Origin of the sequence: Vibrio frigidus (genome assembly GCF_042465995.1) — a bacterium.
Lineage (GTDB): Bacteria > Pseudomonadota > Gammaproteobacteria > Enterobacterales > Vibrionaceae > Vibrio.
In genome coordinates this window covers 1-24,556 of the sequence record NZ_JBCDMC010000010.1, presented here as the reverse complement: position 1 = coordinate 24,556, position 24,556 = coordinate 1, and the positions used below count along the sequence as shown (strand labels likewise).

The 24,556-nt window shown below is 41.4% G+C and carries 17 protein-coding genes, 6 tRNA genes and 2 rRNA genes; 9 read left to right on the top strand and 16 right to left on the bottom strand.

Annotation, left to right across the window (positions count from 1 at the left end):
• Positions 1–22 precede the first annotated feature (22 nt).
• Positions 23–484, top strand: coding sequence for a transcriptional regulator AsnC (gene asnC / locus AACW90_RS17040; RefSeq protein WP_195704787.1), 462 nt, complete (start codon positions 23–25; stop codon positions 482–484).
• Between the two features lie 92 nt (positions 485–576).
• Here asnC and prlC read toward each other — a convergent pair whose 3' ends face one another.
• Positions 577–2,619, bottom strand: coding sequence for an oligopeptidase A (prlC, locus tag AACW90_RS17035; protein WP_390236834.1), 2,043 nt, complete (start codon positions 2,617–2,619; stop codon positions 577–579).
• A gap of 128 nt (positions 2,620–2,747) precedes the next feature.
• Between prlC and AACW90_RS17030 the strand changes: the two genes are divergently transcribed.
• Entirely contained in the window at positions 2,748–3,587 is an 840-nt protein-coding gene (locus AACW90_RS17030; RefSeq protein ID WP_390236832.1) for a 23S rRNA (adenine(2030)-N(6))-methyltransferase RlmJ, read from the top strand.
• Between the two features lie 124 nt (positions 3,588–3,711).
• Positions 3,712–5,067, top strand: a complete 1,356-nt coding sequence (gene gorA, locus AACW90_RS17025) for a glutathione-disulfide reductase (RefSeq protein ID WP_390236830.1) — start codon at positions 3,712–3,714, stop codon at positions 5,065–5,067.
• 57 nt (positions 5,068–5,124) lie between these two features.
• On the opposite strand, the gene AACW90_RS17020 is transcribed toward gorA, so the two are convergent.
• From AACW90_RS17020 to AACW90_RS16975, 10 genes are all read right to left on the bottom strand, one after another.
• A complete protein-coding gene (locus tag AACW90_RS17020) occupies positions 5,125–6,066 on the bottom strand; it encodes an SPOR domain-containing protein (RefSeq protein ID WP_390236828.1) in 942 nt (313 codons plus the stop codon).
• A gap of 121 nt (positions 6,067–6,187) precedes the next feature.
• On the bottom strand, positions 6,188–7,126 hold the full coding sequence (locus AACW90_RS17015) for an ABC transporter permease (protein ID WP_195704782.1): 939 nt from the start codon (positions 7,124–7,126) through the stop codon (positions 6,188–6,190).
• A gap of 2 nt (positions 7,127–7,128) precedes the next feature.
• Entirely contained in the window at positions 7,129–8,106 is a 978-nt protein-coding gene (locus AACW90_RS17010; protein WP_390236826.1) for an ABC transporter permease, read from the bottom strand.
• Positions 8,107–8,341: 235 nt separating this feature from the next.
• Positions 8,342–9,895, bottom strand: a complete 1,554-nt coding sequence (locus tag AACW90_RS17005) for an ABC transporter substrate-binding protein (protein ID WP_275135232.1) — start codon at positions 9,893–9,895, stop codon at positions 8,342–8,344.
• Positions 9,896–10,026: 131 nt separating this feature from the next.
• Positions 10,027–11,736: a dipeptide ABC transporter ATP-binding protein gene (locus tag AACW90_RS17000; RefSeq protein ID WP_390236824.1), complete on the bottom strand. Its 1,710-nt coding sequence runs from the start codon at positions 11,734–11,736 to the stop codon at positions 10,027–10,029.
• A gap of 948 nt (positions 11,737–12,684) precedes the next feature.
• Positions 12,685–12,761, bottom strand: a tRNA-Pro gene (locus AACW90_RS16995).
• Between the two features lie 46 nt (positions 12,762–12,807).
• Positions 12,808–12,883, bottom strand: a tRNA-His gene (locus tag AACW90_RS16990).
• Positions 12,884–12,929: 46 nt separating this feature from the next.
• Positions 12,930–13,006 (bottom strand) — tRNA-Pro (locus AACW90_RS16985).
• Between the two features lie 51 nt (positions 13,007–13,057).
• A tRNA-His gene (locus AACW90_RS16980) sits at positions 13,058–13,133 on the bottom strand.
• 40 nt (positions 13,134–13,173) lie between these two features.
• Positions 13,174–13,250: transfer RNA gene (locus AACW90_RS16975), tRNA-Arg, on the bottom strand.
• A gap of 286 nt (positions 13,251–13,536) precedes the next feature.
• Here AACW90_RS16975 and AACW90_RS16970 point away from each other — a divergent pair.
• Positions 13,537–13,944 carry a c-type cytochrome gene (locus AACW90_RS16970; RefSeq protein ID WP_331275668.1) on the top strand — a complete coding sequence of 136 codons (408 nt, stop codon included), beginning with the start codon at positions 13,537–13,539 and terminating at the stop codon, positions 13,942–13,944.
• A 71-nt stretch (positions 13,945–14,015) separates the two neighbouring features.
• On the opposite strand, the gene rep is transcribed toward AACW90_RS16970, so the two are convergent.
• Entirely contained in the window at positions 14,016–16,031 is a 2,016-nt protein-coding gene (gene rep / locus AACW90_RS16965) for a DNA helicase Rep (protein ID WP_390236821.1), read from the bottom strand.
• Between the two features lie 176 nt (positions 16,032–16,207).
• Between rep and AACW90_RS16960 the strand changes: the two genes are divergently transcribed.
• From AACW90_RS16960 to ubiK, 4 genes are all read left to right on the top strand, one after another.
• Positions 16,208–16,783 (top strand): TetR/AcrR family transcriptional regulator, encoded by a 576-nt coding sequence (locus tag AACW90_RS16960; protein ID WP_390236819.1) that lies wholly within the window; start codon positions 16,208–16,210, stop codon positions 16,781–16,783.
• 18 nt (positions 16,784–16,801) lie between these two features.
• Positions 16,802–17,908: an efflux RND transporter periplasmic adaptor subunit gene (locus AACW90_RS16955; protein WP_390236817.1), complete on the top strand. Its 1,107-nt coding sequence runs from the start codon at positions 16,802–16,804 to the stop codon at positions 17,906–17,908.
• Positions 17,909–17,919: 11 nt separating this feature from the next.
• The gene (locus AACW90_RS16950; protein ID WP_390236815.1) at positions 17,920–21,042 is read left to right on the top strand and encodes a multidrug efflux RND transporter permease subunit; all 3,123 of its coding nucleotides are present in this window, start codon (positions 17,920–17,922) and stop codon (positions 21,040–21,042) included.
• Positions 21,043–21,153: 111 nt separating this feature from the next.
• Positions 21,154–21,405 carry a ubiquinone biosynthesis accessory factor UbiK gene (gene ubiK, locus AACW90_RS16945; RefSeq protein WP_195704775.1) on the top strand — a complete coding sequence of 84 codons (252 nt, stop codon included), beginning with the start codon at positions 21,154–21,156 and terminating at the stop codon, positions 21,403–21,405.
• Between the two features lie 86 nt (positions 21,406–21,491).
• Here ubiK and ilvC read toward each other — a convergent pair whose 3' ends face one another.
• Positions 21,492–22,976 carry a ketol-acid reductoisomerase gene (gene ilvC, locus AACW90_RS16940; protein ID WP_390236812.1) on the bottom strand — a complete coding sequence of 495 codons (1,485 nt, stop codon included), beginning with the start codon at positions 22,974–22,976 and terminating at the stop codon, positions 21,492–21,494.
• A gap of 139 nt (positions 22,977–23,115) precedes the next feature.
• Between ilvC and ilvY the strand changes: the two genes are divergently transcribed.
• Complete coding sequence (ilvY, locus tag AACW90_RS16935) at positions 23,116–24,006, top strand: HTH-type transcriptional activator IlvY (RefSeq protein WP_390236810.1); 891 nt, start codon at positions 23,116–23,118, stop codon at positions 24,004–24,006.
• Between the two features lie 103 nt (positions 24,007–24,109).
• Here ilvY and rrf (AACW90_RS16930) read toward each other — a convergent pair.
• From rrf (AACW90_RS16930) to rrf (AACW90_RS16920), 3 genes are all read right to left on the bottom strand, one after another.
• Positions 24,110–24,225: ribosomal RNA gene (rrf, locus tag AACW90_RS16930) — 5S ribosomal RNA — on the bottom strand.
• A gap of 8 nt (positions 24,226–24,233) precedes the next feature.
• Positions 24,234–24,310 (bottom strand) — tRNA-Thr (locus tag AACW90_RS16925).
• 144 nt (positions 24,311–24,454) lie between these two features.
• Positions 24,455–24,556, bottom strand: a 5S ribosomal RNA gene (gene rrf / locus AACW90_RS16920); the annotation flags it as partial.

Here is a 24,556-nt window from a genome sequence, read left to right as displayed (position 1 = left end):
CTTAGACTGGTTGCCTACTTCAATGCACACTAACACTCGCCTCGATGACTTAGACCGAGCTATCTTAAAAATATTATTAGAAGATGCACGGCGACCATATGCTGAAATGGCAAAGAAATTTGATGTAAGCCCTGCAACGATTCATGTACGAATAGAAAAGATGAAGGCCGCAGAAATTATTGAAGGGACGGAGGTTATTATTAACCCAAAAAAACTGGGTTACGACGTGTGCTGTTTCATTGGTATTAATCTAAATGCCGCTCGAGACTATCATTCAGCCCTAAAAAAATTGAACGCATTGGATGAAGTCGTAGAGGCTTATTATACAACAGGGGCATACAATATCTTCGTAAAGCTAATGTGCCACTCCATTGAAGAACTACAATATGTTTTGATTGATAAGCTTCAGGCTATAGACGAAGTGCAATCGACTGAAACATTAATATCACTTCAGAACCCAATCAATCGGAATGTGATTCCATAACGATAATTACGGTCCTAAGTAAAGGTACTCGTTTCTCATATTGAAGAGATTGAGAGCGAGTACCTAAAGTTTGTTGACCTTCCGAGGCTATTTTACTCGCTGATACCTGAATGCCTTAACAATGCATCTATTTTAGGCTCTCGACCTCTAAAGCGCTTAAACAATTCCATTGGCTCTTCACTGCCACCCATTTCAAGAATATTGTTAAGGAAGCTTTTACCCGTTTCTTGATTAAATATCCCTTCTTCTTCAAAACGAGAGAAAGCATCAGAGCTAAGCACCTCAGCCCAAAGATAGCTGTAATATCCTGCGCTATAACCACCAGCAAAAATATGACTAAATGCATGTGAGAAGCGATTCCATTCTAGGCTTGGTAATACCGCTACTTTACTCTTCACTTGGGCCAACGTTTCGAGAACTCGAGGGCCTATTTCGGGGTCGAATTCAGTATGCAACGTAAAATCAAACAAACCAAATTCTAGCTGACGAAGAATAAATATTGCCGACTGGAAATTTTTAGCGGCCAACATTTTCTCTAGCATCTCCGTTGGTAATGAAGCGCCTGTCTCATAATGACCTGAAATAAATTCCAATGCTTCTTCTTCCCAACACCAATTTTCCAAGAATTGACTAGGCAACTCAACAGCATCCCAAGGCACACCATTTATCCCGGAGACAGCAGAGACATCAATCTGAGTCAACATATGGTGAATACCATGCCCAAACTCATGGAACAATGTGACAACCTCATCATGGGTGAAGAGAGCGGGCTTGTCTCCTACTGGCTTATTAAAGTTACATGTCAAATAAGCCACTGGTGTTTGTAGTTCGCCACTTGTGGTCGTACGCCTAACACGACATTCATCCATCCACGCCCCACCCCGTTTATTTTCACGAGCATAGAGGTCAAGGTAGAAACTACCGCGCAGCGTATTATTTCCATCAAAGATATCAAAAAACCGAACCGATTGATGCCAAGTATCTATGCCCTCTTTCTCTAAAACAGTCATGCCAAATACGCGCTTTAGTACCTCAAACAATCCACTTACGGCTTTAGATTCGGGAAAGTAAGGACGCAATTCTTCATCAGATATTTGGAATAAATGTTGCTTTTGTTTTTCACTGTAATAGGCAATATCCCAAAGATTAAGATCGGTCACACCAAATTCTTTTTTTGCAAACTCCGTCAGTTCACGAACCTCTTTTTCACCTTGAGGTTTCACTTTTACTGCCAAATCATTCAAAAAACCGAGGACTTGTGCTGGTGTCTCCGCCATTTTAGTGGCCAATGATTTTTCACTGTATGTAGCAAACCCTAGCAATCGAGAAATTTCATGACGAAGCTTGAGCTGTTCAGCCATAACGTCTGTATTGTCCCATTTCCCTGCCATCGGCCCTCGGTCTGAAGCTCGAGTAACATACGCTTCATACATTTCTCGGCGAAGCTCTTGATTATCGCAGTATGTCAGTACCGGAAGATAAGATGGAATGTCTAGGGTTAACACCCAACCATCTAACTCTTTTGACTCTGCCGTTGCTCTTGCTGCATCCATTGCCGATTCTGGCATTCCTTTCAGATCTGACTCTTCAGTAATGTGCTTTGTCCAACCCATTGTTGCATCAAGAACATTATTAGAAAACTGAGAACCTAATTCGGACATTCGCTTGCTAATTTCACCATAACGATGCTGTTCATTCGCAGGTAGGCCGATGCCTGACAGCTCAAAATCAAGCAATGCATCGGTAATGCTTTTCTTCTGAGCTTGCGTCATATTATCGAATACTGGGCTCGCTTTAATCGCTTTGTACGCTTCATAAAGCCCTTTATGCTGACCAACCCATGTACCATATTCTGATAACAATGGTAGACAGCTTTCATAAGCTTCTCGAAGCTCTTGGCTATTGACTACAGAATTCATGTGGCTAACTGGAGACCAAATTCTACTTAGTTTGTCGTCCACCTCAGCTAAAGGATCACAAATCGTCTCCCAGGTTGGATTACTGTTACCGTCAAGAACTTGCTCTATTTTGATTCTGCAATCCGCTATAGCTTGCTCTACAGCTGGCTTTACATACTCTGGACTTATCTCAGAGAATGGTGGTAGGTCAGTAAAATCTAAAAGTGGGTTGGACATACGTTGTTCCTTTATAAAATCTTTATATCTAAATGTAGGCGGCTTATAGAATTTTCAATAGTGGCGTATAATGAAAAGGTTTGAAAATATATTGTTTATCACACTCATGCGCATACAGAGAGCCTAATTTGTTAAGTTACAGACACAGTTTCCATGCTGGAAATCACGCAGATGTACTAAAACACATAGTACAGAGCCTTATTCTTGATTCTCTAAAACAAAAAGAGAAGCCTTTTGTCTATCACGATACACACTCTGGTGTTGGTCGTTACGATCTTACTCATGAATGGTCTGAAAAAACCAGTGAATATAAACAAGGTATATCTCGAATTTGGCAACAAGATTCAAATCCTGAGGAGATTCAAAGTTATTTAGACGCTATCCGTATTCTTAATGATAACAATGAACTCCGTTATTATCCTGGTTCACCAAGGATAGCTCGCGCTCAACTGAGGCCACAAGATAGAATGATTCTAACGGAACTTCATCCAAGTGATTATCCTTTGTTAGAACAAGAATTCCACCGAGATCGCCAAGTGAAAATATACAAAGAAGACGGTTTTCAGCGCCTAAAAGGCAGCTTACCACCCAAAGAGCGACGTGGTTTAGTCTTAATTGATCCACCTTACGAACTGGCGAAAGAGTATCGCGATGTCGTTAAAGCTGTTGCTCAAAGCCATAAGCGATGGGCAAATGGGATATACGCCATTTGGTATCCTGTGGTAAATCGATTTGACATTGAAGATATGTTTAAAGGGTTAGAGTCTCTTGGCATTAAAAATATTCTTCAGATCGAGCTTGGGGTATCACCAGACACAAACGAACGTGGTATGACCGCATCTGGCATGATAGTTATTAACCCTCCTTGGAAATTGGAAAGCCAGATGGAAAAAATTCTCCCATTTTTAAAAGAAGCTATTGCGCCGATTACCGGTCATTGTAAAGTGAATTGGATTGTACCTGAGTAAAAGGTCCCCATATATATATTAGATATATCTAATGATAATTCCATTGAAGAGCTTGCTCGCATGCTCTTTATGTTAGGTCTACTATAGAAACATTGAGAAAATCAAAAAAAGATTGGAGAACATAATGGCGAAAGAATTTGACTACATCTGTATCGGTGGCGGTAGTGGCGGTATAGCTTCTGCTAATCGTGCGGCTATGCATGGCGCTAAAGTTGCATTGATTGAAGCAAAAGACCTTGGTGGAACGTGCGTAAACGTTGGCTGTGTACCTAAAAAAGTAATGTGGCATGGCGCTCAGGTGGCTGAAGCAATACATTTGTATGCAAAAGACTATGGTTTTGATGTTGAGGCTAAAGCGCTTAACTGGGGTAAATTAGTTGAGAACCGTCAAGCGTATATCGGCCGAATTCACCAATCTTATGATAATGTACTTGGCAAAAACAAAATTGAAGTGATCAAAGGTTTCGCTAAGTTTATCGACCAAAAAACCATTGAAGTAAACGGCGAGCTTTATACCGCAGAACATATTCTCGTCGCGGTTGGCGGTCGTCCAAGCATTCCAAGCATCCCTGGTGCCGAGTATGGTATTGATTCAAATGGCTTCTTCGAACTGAAAGAGCAACCAAAGCGTGTTGCGGTGATTGGTGCTGGCTACATAGCGGTAGAAATTGCAGGTGTTTTGCACGCACTAGGGTCAAAAACGGATCTATTTGTTCGCAAACAATCCCCTATCCGCAGCTTTGACCCAATGATTATAGAAACGTTGGTTGAAGTAATGGCGCAAGAAGGCCCTACTTTACATACTCAATCCATCCCTAAAGAGATTGTAAAAGAAGCCGATGGCAGCTTAACCCTGCACTTGGAAAACGGTAAAGCACACAATGTTGATACCTTAATTTGGGCGATTGGCCGCCACCCAGCAACGGATACAATCAACTTAGACGTGACTGGTGTTGCACTTAACGACCGCGGTTACATCAAAGTTGATGAGTACCAAGAAACCAATGTGAAAGGCATTTATTGTGTTGGTGACATTATGGAAGGTGGTATTGAACTAACCCCTGTAGCCGTTAAAGCTGGTCGTCAATTATCTGAGCGTCTGTTTAACAATAAGCCAACGGCAAAAATGGATTACGATCTTGTCCCTACCGTGGTATTCAGTCACCCACCGATTGGCACCATTGGGATTACTGAACCTGAGGCGATTGCTCAATATGGTAAAGAGAACGTTACTGTTTATCAGTCAGGTTTTACAGCAATGTACACGGCGATAACTCAACATCGTCAACCTTGCAAGATGAAATTAGTCTGCGCGGGAGACGACGAGAAAGTTGTCGGCTTACATGGTATTGGCTTCACTGTAGACGAAATGATTCAAGGTTTTGCGGTTGCGATCAAAATGGGCGCAACCAAAGCCGATTTCGATAGTGTTGTAGCGATACATCCAACGGGTTCAGAAGAGTTCGTTACGATGACGTAACGAACGGCTACTATTATAAAGGCTTTAATCTCTCCGATTAGAGCCTTTTTAATATCTTTACTTTACACAAACCACATTCAACAACGATGTTCCTGTAAGTTGCGTTACTTTACCGCTAGTAAATAGCCCTTGCTTATCCATTCCCCAATACGGCAAATGCAGTGGCCATTGTTTTTTACTCATTACTTGAGAATTTATCAACAACTTCCATTCATCCGCGGTAGGCAAACTCATTTGCTGAGACTCACAAACTTCCATTGCACGTTCATAGTTTAGGCGATTCCACGCAATACCGTACTCCATATAGAACTGATCATACCCGTCCATTAAAAATGGAATAGCATAATATTTGTCACCAATTTTCACATCTCTACGAGCAACGACGGTTTCAGATGTCTTAATGCTCTTCTCTGCCGCTTTGGGGGCTTTTTTAGACATGGGTGCCGATTCAATAGAATTAGCCGCCACAGGCGCTAGAGCTGCCGAAACGGGAAGTTTTTTAGCGGTTGGTGCGGGTGCTTTTGGTAACGTCTTTTTTGTCGCTGGTTGTGCTGTAGTCGTTGTTTTTGTCTCTTTAGTTGAGGTTGCATTACGAATAAAAGATTCTTTATACGAATTCAGCTTTTTTAAATTAACCAGATCCGCTTGTGCAACAGAATATTGTTCATACGGCCCCACCAGACAACGATAACCTTTCTTCTCAGGTTTTACCCATACATCTGTGGATACCACCTTGTATATCGGCTGCGCTTGGCTGATCGTTTGAGCCTCACTAAAGAACCCACATTGAATCCAAAATAATCCGTCATCAACAACAGGATCAGAACCCCATACTCCATTACCGACAGGACAATCTTGCGAAAGAACCGGTAATTCACTCTTTGAGTTCTGTTTTGCCTCACAGATATACTCGTCATCAGCGGCGCTCACTAGAGATGGAATAGCCAAGCTTAAACAAAAAACCATAACCACCAGTTTTCTAGCAGAAATCATACTCATATTGTTATCTCTATATTCATCATATTGCCTACTTGATACCGATACGCTCTAAAAAAAAGAGTCGCAATAATAGCGACTCTTAGTTTAGGAACTTTTATGGTTAGAGATCAATCGTTTTGGATCACCCTTTGTAAATTTTAGGATTAAATACGTCTCTTAACCAGTCTCCGAGCAAATTAATCACTAAAACAAGTGTCACTAATACAAAACCTGGGAATGCAGTAATCCACCACGCACCAGAGAAAATGTAATTAAAGCCGATACTAATTAGTGCACCTAAAGAGGGTTGATCAACCGGTAGACCTAATCCTAAGAAGGAAAGAGCCGCTTCTGACATGATTGCATTTGCAACCTGAACCGTTGAGATAACCAAAATAGGTGATAGGCAGTTCGGTAGAATATGACGGAACATAATTCGAGGTGATCGAAAACCCATCACTCGTGCAGCTTCTACATACTCTTTATTCTTCTCTGCTAGAACAGAGGCTCGAATAGTTCGAGCGTACTGCGGCCATTCTGCAATACCGATAATCACCACCAACATTAAGACCGCATATTGACTATAAAAATCACTACCAAAACTCGCCTTAAATATTGCCGATACGATTATCGCAACCATCATGGTTGAAAAAGAAAGCTGTACATCAGCAAAACGCATTAAGAAGCTATCAATACGACCACCAAAATAGCCTGCAGACAACCCTATAATAATGCCTAGAAATAACTGCAATCCTACGGCGAAAAAACCGATAGTAAGAGAAAGTCGCGAACCGTAAAGCATGGTGGATAAGATATCACGCCCTTGCTCATCGGTACCCAACACAAACTTAGAATCACCATTTTCCATCCAAGAAGGAGGAAGCTCAGAATCCATAATATCGATAGACGTTAAATCGTATGGGTCCATCGGCGCTAATAACGGCGCGGCTATCGACATCATTAGAAATACCATAAATACGGCAAAACTAAACATCGCTACTTTGTCACGCAAGAAATAATACAGAAAATCAGACTGCTTGAAACGCTCCCAACGGCTTGGGACAACATTAGATTGTTCCATTATCATGCTCCTTTGCCAGTTAAGTTAACAGTCGGGTTAATCAGACCATACATAAGGTCAACAATTGTATTTGTCACCACGAATACCAAACCTACAAAAATTACATATGCGGTAATTAACGGTGTATCTACGCGGTTAATTGCCTCTAAGAAAAGGAACCCCGTTCCAGGCCACTGAAATACGGTTTCCGTAAGAATGGTATACGCCACCATGGTACCAATCTGAACACCGCCAACCGTTAATACTGGCAACATTGTATTTTTAAGGGCATGTTGATAATAAATTTTCTTTGAAGATAACCCTTTAGCTCGACCAAATTTAATATATTCAGAGCTCAAGACTTCAAGCATTTCAGAACGGACTAAACGGATGAATAATGGCAGCATAATCGATGCCAATGAAACACAAGGTAAAACTAGGTGCGCTAAACCATCAAGTGTAAAGTACCCAGACTCCCAACCAAGTAGGTTCATGGTTTCACCCCTACCGTAAGAAGGTAGCCAACCCAACTCAATAGAGAATACATACATCAACATAATTGCCGTAAGAAACACCGGTATCGATATACCAATACTACTGAATGCCATTACCATTTTTGTCAGTATGCTTTTGGGATGTATAGCAGAATAAACACCGAGTGGTATCGACATGAGTACAATAATTAATGCCGCACCAAAAACCAACTCCAGTGTTGCCACTAATTTATTCAATATTACGTCAGCGGCTGGTTTTTTATAAAAATAAGATGTGCCGAAATCACCTTGTATAGCATTACCTACAAAGCGAGCGTATTTAGTAAAAAACGGATCATTTAATCCCAGATCATCACGCAAAGCTTGACGTTCCGATTCCGAAACAGACTGGCCAACCAGTTCACGCAACGGGTCTCCCAAGTTATCTTGGATGGCAAATGCCACTAAACTGATCACAAACATCACTATCAGTGCCTGATACAGGCGCTTGACCAGAAACGAAAACATCCCTTGCCCCTTAATATTCCATTATATTCTTCGAAAAGAAGTCTTTCAGTCAGTCTTCAGTTTAAAAATGGTACTCAACCCGACTGAAATAAGGTTGAGTACCACAAAGCTAATTACCACCAAATAACACGTTCGGACGCTGGCATGTCATCCTACTTCAAAACAATCGCACCGTTTACGTTAGTAATTGAGTGCTACTGACATGAGAATAGAACGACACACCTAATTCTCATACTTATTTAACTTCTAGGTCGCCAAAGTATGGGAAGTTCATTGCGTTAACAATAGGAGCGATATCAACATTAGATTTCGCACCCCACGCTAGGTTCTGCCAATGTAGAGGAACAAACGCCGCTTCGTTATAAAGCGTTGCTTCCACTTGTTGTAGCATTTTCGCGCGTTTTGCAGGGTCTGTTTCTACGTTTGACTCTTCAACCATACGGTCAACGTCTGCGTTTGAGTAATGACCACAGTTATACTGACCACGACCTGTCTCTTCATTGCGAGTCATTGTTAAGAACTCAGAGAAGTTAGCTGAATCTTCTGTATCTGAGTGCCAACCGATCATCATCATATCTGCTGCACATACATCAAACTCTGGCCAGTATTGTGCTTTAGGCATCGTTTTAAGATCAACCTTGATACCAATCTTAGATAGCATCGCAGAAGCGGCTTGGGCAACTTTAGCATCGTTCACATAACGGTTGTTTGGAGCCATCATGGATAACGTAAAGCCATCTTCATAACCCGCTTCTTTCATAAGTGCTTTCGCTTTCTTAAGATCGTAACGAGGCATTAGATCAGCAGAATAACCCGCGTAACCTTCAGGCCCTTGTTGACTAGCCGTTGTAGCGAAACCTTTCATGATTTTTTTAACAATACCATCATTGTTAATTGCATGAACGATTGCTTGACGAACACGCACATCTTTCAGTGCTTCGTTGCTGCTTTGATTCATTTGGAAAGTGATGATACGTGTACCTGCTAGCGTCACTAGGTCGATACCGTCTGCATCTTGAACACGTTTGTGGTCATTTGGTGCTACTGGAGCAATCATATCGACGTCACCAGAAAGAAGTGCAGCAACACGTGTCGCATCTTCTTTAATTGGTACGAGAGTCAACTTATCTACATTACCTTTCGACTCTGTATCCCAGTAGTCATTGAATCGAGAGAACTCAACTTTAACGCCCTGCTCACGAGAAGTAACGACAAATGGACCTGTACCTGAAACGTTTGTAGACGCAAATGAGCTACCGTGCTTAACCAGTTCAGCTTTGTCTGAACCTTCTGCTGTTTGACCTGAATAGAACTTGCTATCCATTGGGAAAATGTAAGTAGCCGTTTGAAGTACTAGCGGGTATGGACCATTAGTAACTAAATCAACAGTGTACTCGTCAACTTTAACCATTTCCTTGTAAGGTGTGAAAATACCTTTGAAATCTGGAGAATCTTTAAGACGCTTAAATGTCCAAACAACATCATCAGCTGTCATTTCATTGCCAGAATGGAACTTAACACCTTTGCGTAGGTTAAAGCGAACTGTTGTATCGTTTTGACGCTCCCAGCTAGTTGCTAGACGAGGTTCAAAATCTAACTTCTGTGTATAGCGAACTAGAGGATCAAATACCATGTGAGACATTTGCAGTGTACCGCCGGATAACTGCTCATGCGGGTCAAGAGATACCGGATCAGCATCGTAAGCAACGGTAATATCTGCAGCAGCTGCACTAAAACTTAGGCCTGCGGCCATCAAAGCAACTGTTAATTTGGTCTTAATGGTTTTCATTGCATAACTCCTTATGCGGGAAATCATATCCCTGTTTATTGTATTTGCTTCTATCTATTGTCTTCTAGAGCGTTAACGCTCAAGAGCTTTAATCATTAGTTAAGCAAAACGGAAGCTCAACTAACAAAAAATCACGCTATATCTTCTCTCAGCCCAGTAAATTCCGGCATTAGAGCCACTAGATGTTTACTATATTCATGCTGAGGATCATTAAATAATTGCTCTGTTGGGGCGACCTCTAAAAGTTGTCCCATTTGCATCACACCAATACGATCACACATCTGACGAATTACTGGTAAATCATGACTGATAAATAGCATAGTTAAATTTAATTCATCTTGCAGATCTTTCAGCAAGTTAAGAATTTGTGCTTGAACCGACACATCAAGTGCCGACGTAGGCTCGTCACAAATCAACAAACGAGGTCTCGTCGCTAATGCTCGAGCAATTGAAATACGCTGACGTTGGCCACCAGAAAATTCATGTGGATATTTTAGACCTGCCATTCTACCTAGGCCAACATGATCCAGTAAGTCATGAACTATTTCTCTGGTTTCGGTTTCGTTACGAGTCAGCTTATGGAAGCGGATAGGTTCTGCAATAATGTCAAAGATTTTCATCCTTGGATTCATTGAAGTATAAGGATTTTGGAATACCATCTGCATCTGACGACGCATTGGTCTACGTTCTTTTTCTGACTTTAAACCCGTTAGATCGATACCTTCAAAGGTAACCTTGCCAGAGTTCGGTTTATACAATCCAGCAATAATACGAGCAATCGTCGATTTACCAGAACCAGACTCACCCACTAAACCAAACGTCTCACCTTCAAAAACTTCAAAGCTGACATCATTGGAAGCCTGAACATACTCTCGACGACTTTCAAAAAGAGAATCTTTGGTAATAAAACGTAGGTTTACATTTTCTATGTTAAGAAGAGGTCCAGTGTATTGTCTCTCATCTTGGCTTTGACCTAACCAATGGTTTTTAACATCGAGAGGCGCCATCTCACCAGCCTCTTCGATATAACTAACCAATGGGAAACGATCGAGTTTTTTGTCTGAGCGAGGAACCGCAGAAATTAAGCTACGAGTATAAGAATGGTCGGGATCGCCCAATACTTTATCCGTCTTACCAAACTCAACTAAATCACCACGATACATAACCGCGACTTTATCAGTCACATTTGATACTACACCCATATCATGAGTCACTAGCATGCAACCGACATTGTTAGTAACACACAGGTCGCGAATTAGACTTAGGATCTGGTCTTGAATAGAGACATCGAGAGCCGTTGTCGGCTCATCTGCAATAATAAGATCGGGCTCACCTGCCAATGCAATCGCGATAACAACACGTTGACGCATACCACCAGAAAACTGATGTGGAAATTGTTTAAGTCTATTCTCGGGCTGAGGAATCCCTACTTGATTCATCAAGGATAACGATCGTTCGTATGCTTCTGCATCCGAGACCTTCATATTGGCATGAATCGTCTCTTTGAGCTGATGCTCTACCGTAAATAGCGGATTAAGGGAGGTCATTGGATCTTGAAAAATAAACCCAATCTTTGAACCTCGAACCTTCCTCATTTCTTCATTGGTTAAACCGGAGATCTTCTCTCCATCGAGATAGACATCACCACCCGCAATAAAGCCAGGAGGGCTCAACAGATCAATAACACCGTTACCAACCGTGGACTTACCTGCACCTGATTCACCAACAACACCAACAATCTCACCACGTTCAATACTGAACGATAGATCTTTTACTGCTGCATGCACACCATGCCTTGACGGATACTCGATCCGAAGGTTTTTAACTTCTAAAAGCGACATTACCAGACCTCGACCACGGCGCTAACTGCCCTGTCTGCAAATTGATTCCATTCATTACCAGAATAATGCCCTGATAATCTAATAACTGACAAATTTGGCAAATATTTCACTAAAAAGCAACATATATAGTATAAAAACGCGTATTCGGACATTTTTAAAGCACGTAGATTCAATAATTATTCATTTTTTATACAATTATAACGATTTATGGATTATGCGATTACTCTGCAATTACCTCTAAAATCCTTATTTAAAAGCATTTAACGTTAGAACTGCCTCAATATAACAAATATAGGTTTGTTTGCTCATGCATATCTATTTAAATATTTAAAACTATAAAAATATAACAAAAAAGAAACATAATCCAATATGTAGTAAAAAAGCAGCTCATAACACCAATATATCCAAACAAAGCAGTTTATGAGGCCGCAATGGAAAAATTGCAAATATTTCGTGATAACAAAATGAATAGAGCAAATTTAATAATACGTGTCCACAACAAAAATATATGGCACTTATCACGAGTTAAATTTCTAATTTTAAAGGTAATCATCATCATAAAATACCAAGAAAACCGAACCTCTGGTCCCGCTCTTTTCAAAACCGGATGCGCTACCAAGCTTCACTCACTACCGATGTAAAAAAGCCCCGTCCATTGACGAGGCTTTTAAAGATGGTCGGTGAAGAGCGGAAGTTGAGAGAGGCGAACCCCCGACCCTCTGGTCCCACTCTTTTCAAAACCGGATGCGCTACCAAGCTTCACTCACTACCGATGTAAAAAAGCCCCGTCTATTGACGAGGCTTTTAAAGATGGTCGGTGAAGAGCGTAAGTTGAGAGAGGCGAACCCCCGACCCTTTGGTCTTGCTTTTTTCAAAACCGGATACGCTACCAAGCTTCACAAACTGCAAATGTAAAAAAGCCCCGTCCATTGACGAGGCTTTTAAAGATGGTCGGTGAAGAGGGATTCGAACCCCCGACCCTCTGGTCCCAAACCAGATGCGCTACCAAGCTGCGCTATTCACCGAAATCTTGCTTTAAACCCAGATATTACATCTAAGCTTTTAAATAAATGGGGTGGCTAACGAGACTCGAACTCGCGACAACCGGAATCACAATCCAGGGCTCTACCAACTGAGCTATAGCCACCACTAAAAGTATTAAAAGCCCCGTCCATTGACGAGGCTTTGAAAGATGGTCGGTGAAGAGGGATTCGAACCCCCGACCCTCTGGTCCCAAACCAGATGCGCTACCAAGCTGCGCTATTCACCGAAATCTTGCTTTTGAACCCAGATAATAATACATCTAAGCTTTTTAAATAAATGGGGTGGCTAACGAGACTCGAACTCGCGACAACCGGAATCACAATCCAGGGCTCTACCAACTGAGCTATAGCCACCACTAATTTTCTACCGCCAACATCTGACACTTCCGGAATTTGGTGCGCCCGAAAGGATTCGAACCTTCGACCTTTGGCTCCGGAGGCCAACGCTCTATCCAGCTGAGCTACGGGCGCATGCCCCATCGGCGGAGTGGAATAATACGTATATCGCCTTTCTCAGTCTAGTTTTTTTTACAGTTTTTTTATTAATTGTTGTCTTTTTCAGCAGTTAGGATGTGATAAAGCGCTAATCATGGCGATCTTAGTATTTATTGCAGTAAATTAACAGGATATAATCTCCTGAAATTCACACGAAATTAACAATGTGTTTTCAAATTGTCTTTTTTTACCTGAACACTCTAACAAATTTGTTGAACACAAAGCCCAATAAAAACGATAACTGTAAAGTGAGCTAAAATATATGTCTCTAAGAATGATCGGCGTACTATTCGCTGCAATTACATTTTCAGCTGGAACACTAGCAACAAATGTAGGTGATAAAGAATACGATGCTATTGCAGAACGCATTAAACCAGTCGGTGATGTTTACCTTGCGGGTGCCGCACCTGTAGTGGCAGAACGTACTGAACCTCGCGATGGGCCTGCAGTATATAATACTTACTGTACAGCTTGTCATGCTACTGGTGCTGCTGGCGCCCCAATAAAGGGGAACGCAGAACAGTGGGCACCTAGAATTGCACAAGGAATGGATGTACTAACTAATCATGCACTTCAGGGCTTCAATGCTATGCCTGCCAAAGGGTCTTGCATGGACTGTAGTGATGACGAAGTTATTGCAGCAGTTAAGTTCTTAACTGAAGGAATGTAATCTCTACAGGTAACACTTTAGATTTGTAAATAAGGGTTGACCTAAGGTTAGCCCTTTTTTTCGACATGAATTTATTTTTTGAACATATTTCGGATATTTGCAATGTGCGCTTGCCCCTTTGCCATGCGCTCTTCTGGTGACTCTTTTTTCTTCGTGCTCTCCCACTCCACATCATCGAATGGGAGTTCATCTAAAAATCGACTTTGGGTAGGTTTTATCAGCTCTCCAAATTGTCGACGCTCTTTACACATCGTAAAAGTGAGCTCTTTCTGTGCTCGCGTAATACCTACGTAAGCCAAACGTCGTTCTTCTTCTACATTTTCTTCATCGATACTCGTTTGATGTGGAAGGATACCTTCTTCAGCTCCCATCAAATAAACAAATGGAAACTCAAGTCCTTTGGAAGCATGTAATGTCATTAACTGAACTTGGTCAGCGTCATCAGCATCTTCTCCACGTTCCATCATATCTCTAAGAGTTAAACGCAAAACCACTTCTTTTAGTGTTTTTACCTCTTTGTCATAATTGTCCCCTTCAAGGTCAGCGACAATCCAACTGTACAATTCGGACACATTCTTCATTCGCATTTCGGCCGCTTTCGCACTTGAAGATGTTTCATATAACCAATCTTCGTAATTGATATCACGTACTAACGAACGCAACGCTTCTACGGTATAGCCTCTTTCTGCATTTTCTGAGATTGCGACTATCCAACTGGTGAGCTTCCTAAGTGATTCTAACCCTCGGCCTGATAAATGTTGTTCTAACCCAAGTTCAAAGCTTGCTTCAAAAAGACTTTTTCCTCTCATGTTTGCGTAAGTACCAAGCTTTTCTAATGTGACAGGGCCAATCTCTCTTCTTGGCGTATTAACAATTCGTAAAAATGCATTATCGTCATCAGAATTAACCATCACTTTTAAGTACGCCATAATATCTTTAATTTCAGGACGTGAGAAAAACGAGGTCCCTCCAGAAATCTTATACGGGATGCGATTCTGCATGAGTGATTTTTCAATCAGCCGGGATTGATGATTACCACGATATAAAATGGCGTAATCTTTGTACTCAGTCCGATTAAGAAATTTGTGAGCAATAATTTCACCTGTAACCCTTTCTGCCTCATGGTCTTCATTGTTAGCAATGAGTACTTTGAGTTTTTCACCATCAGGAATTTCAGAAAAAAGCGTCTTCTTAAATACGTGTGGGTTGTTATCAATTAATATATTTGCGGCTCTTAAAATTCGGCTTGTAGAACGGTAATTTTGCTCTAGTTTTATCACCCGTAGATCTGGGTAATCTTTGTTTAATAAGATTAGATTTTGAGGTTTGGCTCCGCGCCAAGAATAGATAGATTGATCATCGTCGCCAACAACGGTCAAGCGAGCTCTCTCTCCTACTAATAGCCTAACCAGTTCATACTGGCTGGTATTCGTGTCTTGATATTCGTCAACCAATAAATAACGAATACGTGATTGCCAGCGCTGGCGAACATCTTCATTAGTCTTAAGTAAGGATACGGGCATTGAAATTAAGTCATCGAAATCCAGAGCATTATAGGCCTTCATCTGCTTTTGATAAGCATCAAAACAATCTGCAAATATCGTCTCTTGCTCCGACTTTGCATAAGACATGGCTTGGCTTGGTGTCAGCATGTCATTCTTCCAATTAGATATGGTGCTTAACAATTGCCTCAATAAATCTTTGTCACCATCCAATTGCTCTTCAGTGAGTTCTTTAAGTAATGCAAGCTGGTCTTGGTCATCAAACAGTGAAAAGCCTGCTTTTAGCCCGAGTATTTTGTACTCTTTTCGAATAATATTTAGGCCCAATGTATGGAATGTGGAAACCATTAACCCCTTTGACTCTTGTTTGCTTAACGTCTGTCCAACACGCACCTTCATTTCTCTTGCGGCCTTATTAGTAAAGGTCACCGCAGCAATATTTCGTGCCTTGTGTCCGCATTGCTGCACCAAGTAAGCAATCTTGTTAGTAATAACACGAGTTTTACCTGATCCAGCCCCCGCAAGTACCAGACATGGTCCAGAGACAAATTTTACTGCTTCATCTTGCGCCGGGTTTAGTTTCATTTTTACTACTCTACTGTGCGGATAAGAAATCAGACCTATAATAGTATTCTGACCCTCATAATGCTATTGCAAGGTTACGATGAGAGTATTAATCACAATTGAGACCGTTTAATTATTGAATAATCGTGTCGATGTATGATTTAATGAATGAACGTTCATTCATTATTAGGTTTTTTATGTCTCCCGAATGTAGCGATAAAAGAAAGCTTATTCTTAATGCCACCGAAAAACTGGTCGCAGAAGAGGGTATTCACGGATTATCTATGCAAAAGCTTGCTAAAGAAGCTGGCGTGGCGGCTGGTACGATTTATAGATATTTCGACGATAAAGAGCACCTGATCGAAGAAACTCGATATCATGTTTCACAAAGAACAGCAGATATTATTCAAGCTGGTGTTGATGATGATATGACACTAAAAGAAAAGTATTCCATTATCTGGTTAAACATATGGCACTTTGCAAATACAAAAGATGCGGTTAAAAGTCATATGTTATTTGAACAGCTTTCTTCTAAGGAAGAAGGATGTCACTTTCCAAAAAAGAAAGAGATATTTTATAAAATAGAGCAAATGTTCGATGAAGGTAAGTCTCAAGGTATATTTAAATTACTGGATAACAAGGTGTTATCCAGTGTTAGTTTAGAGTCTAGCGCAGCACTCGCTAGAAAACATAGAAACAACGGCTTTCCAATAGACGATGAGGCCATTACACAAGCCATCGATGCTAGCTGGGACGCTCTAATTAACCATTAACTCGGAGTTCAACAAAGAATGAAAAAGTGGACTTTTTCCATGCTAATTATCGCTATATTACTTTTTGGTAGCGTGATTGGCTTTAACATGTTTAAGCAACAAAAAATTGCTGAGTTTATGGCAAATATGCCTGAACCAGAATTCCCTGTCACAATAGTAGACGTCAATTCTGTTGATTGGATTCCTACGATACAAGCGATTGGTTTCATTGAGCCAAACCAAGGTGTCACACTAACAACAGAATCGAATGGTGTTATTGACAAGATCGCCTTTGATTCCGGTGAAACAGTAAAAACTGGTCAGAAACTTATTCTTCTTGATACCGAAGTAGAGAAGGCAAACTTAAATAGTTCGAAAGCTCGTTTGCCTGCGGCAGAGGCCAAATATAAGCGTTACAAAGGTTTGTTTAAGAAAGGTTCTGTATCAAAAGAATCTTACGATACGGCTGAAGCAGAATATTTCTCACTTAAATCTGATATTAAATCATTAGAAGCCGAGATCGACAGAAGAGAAATTTCGGCACCATTTGATGGTGTTGTTGGTATTAGAAATGTTTTCTTGGGTCAATACCTACAGCCTGGTGACGATATCGTTCGTTTGGAAGATACCAGTGTGATGCGCCTTCGTTTCACCGTTTCTCAGACTGATATTTCTCGTATTTATATCGATCAAGAAGTAAACATCAAAGTTGACTCATATCCTGCAGACACCTTCAAAGGTTCTATCTCAGCTATAGAGCCTGCAGTTGATAGTCAAAGTGGCTTGATACAGGTTCAAGCAGACATACCAAACAATGGTGGAAAGCTTCGTAGCGGAATGTTTGCTCGTGCGGATATAATTCTGCCAACGATTAATGATCAGATTGTTCTTCCACAAGTCGCGATTACCTTCACTTTATATGGTGACAATATCTATGTTCTGTCTGAAGTTGACGGCGTTCTGCGGGTGAAACAACACGTAGTTAAGGTTGGCGAACGTAGAGCTGATGTTGCTCATATCTTAAGTGGTGTAAGCGCAGGTGATAAAATTGTTACGTCAGGTCAAGTACGCTTGAGTAACGATGCAAAAGTTAAGGTAGTGGAGAACGATGCACTTACTCTTCCTACTGAAACACCTATGCTGTAATTGGGGGCAAAATGCGCTTTACTGACATTTTTATCAAACGTCCTGTTCTGGCAGTATCTATCAGCTTTTTGATCGCCTTGCTTGGTCTCCAAGCAATCTTCAAGATGCAGGTACGTGAATACCCGGAAATGACGAATACGGTAGTAACCGTAACAACAAGCTATTACGGCGCGAGTGCAAACTTAATCCAAGGTTTTATTACCCAGCCATTGGAACAAGCCATTGCACAAGCAGACAATATTGACTATATGACATCTCAATCCGTGCTGGGTATGTCTACCATCACTGTCACGATGAAACTTAACACGGACCCGAACGCCGCTCTATCGGATATTCTTGCCAAAACAAACTCAGTTCGCTCTCAATTACCTAGTGAGTCAGAAGATCCGACAGTGACAATGTCGACAGGCTCAACGACAGCGGTACTTTATATAGGCTTTACCAGTGACGAATTAGCGTCAAGTCAGGTAACCGACTATCTGGAACGCGTTATCGACCCGCAATTATTCTCTGTAAATGGAGTGGCAAGCGTCGACCATTATGGTGGCTCTAAATATGCAATGCGTATTTGGCTCGATCCACCAAAAATGGCCGCGATTGGATTAACGGCGACAGATGTGATGGGCGTTCTAAATTCAAACAACTATCAATCTGCAACCGGCCAATCTATCGGTGAATTTGTTTTATACAATGGTAGCGCAGATACTCAAATATCGAGCGTAGCTGAGCTAAAACGCTTGGTTGTGAAACAAGAAGGTGGTGAGCTTGTACGACTAAGTGATATTGCCAAAGTGACGCGAGAGAAGAGTCACGATGTTGTGCGTGCAAACGCAAATGGTCGTGAAGCTGTCGTCGCCGCAATTAACGCGGCGCCAAGCGCTAACCCAATCAATATCGCTCGCGATGTCTTGGAACTACTTCCTTCGCTAAGAAAGAACATGCCAAGCAACATCGAAATGAACGTTATGTACGACTCGACCGTAGCCATTAATGAGTCAATCAGCGAGGTGGTAAAGACAATAGTTGAAGCAGCATTAATTGTCCTTGTGGTTATTACACTATTCTTGGGATCACTCCGAGCGGTAATCATTCCAATTGTCACAATACCACTCTCCTTGATTGGTGTGGCCATGGTAATGCAAGCTATCGGGTTTTCGTGGAACCTGATGACATTGCTTGCAATGGTACTTGCTATCGGGCTTGTAGTTGATGATGCCATCGTTGTGTTGGAGAATGTGGATCGCCACATAAAACTGGGCGAATCGCCATTTCGAGCCGCCATTATTGGTACACGAGAGATAGCGATACCGGTTATAGCGATGACACTAACGTTAGGCGCTGTATATGCACCTATCGCTATGATGGGAGGGATTACGGGCTCTCTATTCAAAGAGTTTGCGTTAACACTAGCAGGTGCCGTATTTATTTCAGGCATTATTGCGTTAACACTGTCTCCGATGATGTGTTCAAAAATGCTAAAAGCACACGTAAAACCGAGTCGATTTGAAACAATGGTACACGGTGTTCTAGATCGCATGACTAACCGTTATGAGAAAATGCTTTCAGCCATAATGCAAAAACGCCCTGTCATCATTGCTTTCGCTATTATTGTGTTCGCAAGCCTACCATTGTTGTTCAAGTTTATTCCAAGTGAACTTGCTCCTTCGGAAGATAAAGGTATCGTGATGTTAATGGGTACTGGCCCTTCTAACGCGAACCTCGATTACCTGCAAAACACCATGGCTGATGTGAACAAAATGCTATCGGACCAGCCAGAAGTGGCTTATTCCCAAGTATTTGTTGGTGTACCGAATTCTAACCAAGCATTTGGTATCGCCTCAATGGTTCCATGGAGCGAACGTGAAGCAAGTCAAGCTGAAGTAACAAACCGAGTAGGGCAACTGATCAAAGGTATTCCTGGTATGGCTGTAACGGCATTCCAGATGCCTGAATTGCCCGGTGCTGGTTCTGGTCTTCCTATTCAGTTTGTCATTACTACACCGAATAGTTTTGAAAGTTTATTCCAAATAGCGACAGATGTTTTAGTCGACACCATGTCGAGCCCATACTTTGTCTATTCAAATATTGATTTGAATTACGATTCAGCAACAATGAAAATCAATATCGATAAAGATAAAGCAGGTGCTTATGGGGTAACGATGCAGGATATTGGCATAACGTTAAGTACCATGATGGCCGACGGATACGTTAATCGTATCGATCTAAATGGTCGCTCCTATGAAGTCATTCCACAGGTTGAGCGAAAGTATCGCTTAAACCCAGAATCAATGAACAACTTCTATGTGCGGAGTTCAAGTGGCGCTGCCGTTCCATTGGGAAGCTTGATTAGTATCGATGTTGTGGCTGATCCTAGATCATTACCCCACTTCAATCAGCTAAACTCTGCAACGATTGGTGCTGTACCGTCACCCGCAATTGCAATGGGAGACGCGATCAACTGGTTTGAAAATATTGCGGCAACTAAACTTCCAAGTGGTTATTCATATGACTACATGGGTGAAGCAAGACAATACGTTACCGAAGGTAGTTCATTATTTGCAACATTTGGACTCGCCCTCGCTATTATCTTCTTGGTATTGGCTATTCAATTTGAATCGGTAAAAGATCCATTGGTTATTATGGTCTCGGTGCCGTTAGCGATTTGTGGTGCCTTAATCGCACTCGCGTGGGGTGCAGCTACGATGAATATTTACTCTCAAGTGGGTCTAATTACTCTCGTTGGTTTAATCACCAAGCACGGTATTTTGATATGTGAAGTGGCTAAAGAAGAGCAATTGCTACACGGAAAAACACGTACAGAAGCAGTAATGGAAGCGGCGAAAGTTCGCCTTCGTCCAATTCTTATGACAACAGCCGCAATGATTGCAGGTCTGGTTCCGCTAATGTATGCCACGGGTGCTGGTGCTGCTCAACGTTTCAGTATTGGTATAGTTATCGTTGCTGGTTTAGCCATTGGTACTATATTCACATTGTTTGTATTGCCAGTTATCTATTCTTACCTTGCAGAAAAACACAAGCCACTACCCATCTTCTTAGAAGATAAGGACTTGGAAAAACTTGCACGATTTGATGAAGCGAAGGCAGCACAGCGTGAATTATCTAGCCATCACTAAGTCATTTTAATGACTTAAAGGCCACTTAGGTGGCCTTTTTATTTATATTACTAAGGACTTTTTGATCTATTTTGAATAGAATGAATTCAAATTGATAGGAGTTTACGTCTCATGTTTGATCCGAAAAAATTAGAACAGATTGCAAAGCAAATTCATGAATCGATGCCCGCTCCAGTAAAAGAGCTGGGTGCCGATGTCGATCAAAAAGTTCGCCAAGTTATCCAAGGTCAGCTAAACAAATTAGATGTTGTTAGCCGTGAAGAGTTCGATGTTCAGACCCAAGTACTGCTACGCACACGCCAAAAAATAACTGAAATGGAAGCAAAGTTGGCTGAAATTGAAGCGAAGTTTACTGACAAATAATCAACGTTAGAGTATGGAAACTAAAACCATTAAAAAAGGCTTGGTCTATTAATAGACCAAGCCTTTTTATTTTATCTAGGAAGGAATTAACCGCCTACGGCGATACGCTTCATATCTGTCATATAGCCACGCAACTCTTCACCAATATACTCTACTGGGTGATTCCGAATGATTTCGTTCACTTCAATCAACGTACCGTTATCAACATGATTAGACGTCTCGTCTAAGCCTTTACCAATGACATCAGTACCCACTTTAGGCATGAACTTCTCACGTAAAAGTGGTGTCGCTACGTTAGCAAATAGATAGTTACCATATTCAGCAGTATCAGAAATAACGACGTTCATTTCATAAAGACGTTTACGTGCAACGGTATTAGCAATCAACGGAAGTTCATGTAAAGACTCGTAATATGCTGACTCATCAATGATGCCAGATGCTGTCATCGCTTCAAATGCGAGTTCAACGCCTGCACGAACCATCGCAATCATTAAGATACCGTTGTCGAAGTACTCTTGTTCCGATATTTCTACATCTGTCTCAGGATAGTTTTCAAACGCGGTTTGGCCTGTCTCTTCACGCCAACCTAGTAGGTTAACGTCATCGTTAGCCCAATCTGCCATCATCGTGCCCGAAAAATTACCAACGATAATATCGTCCATGTGTTTATTATAAAGAGGACGCATTAGCTCTTTAAGCTCTTCAGAAAGCTCAAATGCTTTAACTTTACCAGGGTTAGATAAGCGATCCATCATGTGACTGATGCCACCAAATTTAAGTGCTTCTGTAATTGTTTCCCAACCGAACTGAAGAAGTTTACCTGCATAGCCTTCATCAATACCTTCAGAAATCATTTTCTCATAACATACGATAGAGCCCGCTTGCAGCATGCCACATAGGATAGTTTGCTCTCCCATTAGGTCTGATTTAACTTCCGCAACAAAAGACGACTCTAGACAACCAGCTCTGTGACCACCAGTACCCGCAGCCCAAGCTTTGGCAATATCCCAACCTTCACCTTGTGGATCATTTTCTGGGTGAACAGCAATGAGTGTTGGTACACCGAATCCGCGTTTGTATTCTTCACGTACTTCTGTGCCCGGACACTTAGGTGCAACCATAACCACTGTTATATCTTTACGAACCTGCATACCCTCTTCAACGATGTTGAAACCGTGAGAATAACCTAGAGCTGCCCCCTCTTTCATCAAGGGCATAATCGTTTCAACAACATTAGTGTGTTGTTTGTCTGGCGTTAGATTCACAACCAGATCAGCTTGAGGGATAAGAGTCTCGTAACTGCCTACTTCAAAACCGTTTTCACTCGCATTTTTGAATGACTGACGCTTTTCATCAATCGCAGCCTGACGTAGAGCGTAAGCAATATCAAGACCAGAATCACGCATGTTAAGACCCTGGTTAAGACCTTGAGCACCACAACCAACGATCACAACTTTTTTACCTTTAAGGTAATCCGCTTCTGCCGCAAATTCTTCACGATCCATAAAACGACAGCGACCAAGTTGGTCTAATTGTTCACGTAGATTAAGAGTATTGAAATAGTTAGCCATGTAAGAGACTCCTTTAAGAATTGTCCGTTGGTCGACTGCATATGAGTTGAATAACCACATAGTAATGCAGGCGTTTAATTGCTTAAAGTGATATATTCACAATTAGTAAATGCAATAAATGCAACATCAAGTGTGAGATATGAATATTAAGAGCCTTCAGTTGTTTATTCATCTGTGCGATAGCAGAAGTTTCAATAAAACCGCGCATGCAATGCACGTCAGCCCGTCCGCTTTGAGTCGTCAAATTCAAAAGCTTGAAGAAGAAATAGGACAAAGTCTTCTTATTAGAGATAACAGGAGCGTAGACCTAACTAACGCAGGTAAAAAACTCTTGCCAATAGCGCTAAGTATCACGACTGATTGGTATGGATATCGGTCAGAGTTGTCAGAACAGAGCAAAGAGTTAGAAGGTGAGATCCATCTATTTTGCTCGGTGACAGCAAGCTATAGCCATCTACCTGATCTACTGAATGACTTTAGACTCACCTACCCACAAATTGACCTAAAGATATCTACTGGAGATCCAGCACAAGCAATAGATATTGTTCTAGAAGGCAAGGCAGATATCGCTATATCAGCAAAACCAGAGCAACTGCCAGCGAGATTGGTATTCGAAACTATCGGTAATATACCGCTGTCAATTATTGCACCAACTGGCATTAGCAGCTTTTCTCAAGAATTACTAAAAGAACAACCTATGTGGGAAACCATCCCTTTTATTTTACCAGAAGCTGGAACCGCAAGAGACCGCGCAAATTATTGGTTCAAAAAGAAAAAAATAAAGCCCAATATATACGCTCAGGTATCAGGACATGAAGCAATTGTCAGTATGGTCGCACTAGGTTGCGGAATTGGGATTGCGCCAGATGTGGTCATAAACAATAGCCCCGTAAAAGATAAGATACAAAGATTAAAGCTAGAATCAGTAAAACCATTTGATTTAGGGATCTGCTGTAACCGATCCAAATTAAATGATCCATTGATTCATGCACTTTGGGAATTAGCTGAGAATAAATTTATATCTACTTAAACGAAAAAAGCCTTCCCGCAAAGGAAGGCTTTTCGAATTTCTTGCCTTTATATTGATAAGGCTCATTATCATCACTTATAAAAAGTGAAAAGATAAAATTAGAACCTGGCAATGTCCTACTCTCACATGGGGAGACCCCACACTACCATCGGCGCTATTGCGTTTCACTTCTGAGTTCGGCATGGAATCAGGTGGGTCCACAATGCTATGGTTGCCAAGAAAAATTCTGGTGCTGATACCCAGACTCGAACTGGGGACCTCATCCTTACCAAGGATGCGCTCTACCGGGCTGAGCTATATCAGCGCTCTAAATTTGGATATTTGCAAAAAGCAATAGCCCGATCAAAGAACGGGCTATTTTATTCTGCTAATAATCAAAGTCTTATGAAATTTAGCTTTGATTATTTTTTGCCTTTATCTTTCCTAAAAAAGATAAAACGATGTTAAAGCCTGGCGATGTCCTACTCTCACATGGGGAGACCCCACACTACCATCGGCGCTATTGCGTTTCACTTCTGAGTTCGGCATGGGATCAGGTGGGTCCACAATG

What these genes read in the sequence shown, in the direction of transcription:
- asnC (WP_195704787.1), top strand. Translation starts at nt 23, where the DNA reads ATGCACACTAACACTCGCCTCGATGACTTAGACCGAGCTATCTTAAAA.
- prlC (WP_390236834.1), bottom strand. Translation starts at nt 2,619, where the DNA reads ATGTCCAACCCACTTTTAGATTTTACTGACCTACCACCATTCTCTGAG.
- gorA (WP_390236830.1), top strand. Translation starts at nt 3,712, where the DNA reads ATGGCGAAAGAATTTGACTACATCTGTATCGGTGGCGGTAGTGGCGGT.
- AACW90_RS17020 (WP_390236828.1), bottom strand. Translation starts at nt 6,066, where the DNA reads ATGAGTATGATTTCTGCTAGAAAACTGGTGGTTATGGTTTTTTGTTTA.
- AACW90_RS17015 (WP_195704782.1), bottom strand. Translation starts at nt 7,126, where the DNA reads ATGGAACAATCTAATGTTGTCCCAAGCCGTTGGGAGCGTTTCAAGCAG.
- AACW90_RS17010 (WP_390236826.1), bottom strand. Translation starts at nt 8,106, where the DNA reads ATGTTTTCGTTTCTGGTCAAGCGCCTGTATCAGGCACTGATAGTGATG.
- AACW90_RS17005 (WP_275135232.1), bottom strand. Translation starts at nt 9,895, where the DNA reads ATGAAAACCATTAAGACCAAATTAACAGTTGCTTTGATGGCCGCAGGC.
- AACW90_RS17000 (WP_390236824.1), bottom strand. Translation starts at nt 11,736, where the DNA reads ATGTCGCTTTTAGAAGTTAAAAACCTTCGGATCGAGTATCCGTCAAGG.
- AACW90_RS16970 (WP_331275668.1), top strand. Translation starts at nt 13,537, where the DNA reads ATGTCTCTAAGAATGATCGGCGTACTATTCGCTGCAATTACATTTTCA.
- rep (WP_390236821.1), bottom strand. Translation starts at nt 16,031, where the DNA reads ATGAAACTAAACCCGGCGCAAGATGAAGCAGTAAAATTTGTCTCTGGA.
- AACW90_RS16960 (WP_390236819.1), top strand. Translation starts at nt 16,208, where the DNA reads ATGTCTCCCGAATGTAGCGATAAAAGAAAGCTTATTCTTAATGCCACC.
- AACW90_RS16955 (WP_390236817.1), top strand. Translation starts at nt 16,802, where the DNA reads ATGAAAAAGTGGACTTTTTCCATGCTAATTATCGCTATATTACTTTTT.
- AACW90_RS16950 (WP_390236815.1), top strand. Translation starts at nt 17,920, where the DNA reads ATGCGCTTTACTGACATTTTTATCAAACGTCCTGTTCTGGCAGTATCT.
- ubiK (WP_195704775.1), top strand. Translation starts at nt 21,154, where the DNA reads ATGTTTGATCCGAAAAAATTAGAACAGATTGCAAAGCAAATTCATGAA.
- ilvC (WP_390236812.1), bottom strand. Translation starts at nt 22,976, where the DNA reads ATGGCTAACTATTTCAATACTCTTAATCTACGTGAACAATTAGACCAA.
- ilvY (WP_390236810.1), top strand. Translation starts at nt 23,116, where the DNA reads ATGAATATTAAGAGCCTTCAGTTGTTTATTCATCTGTGCGATAGCAGA.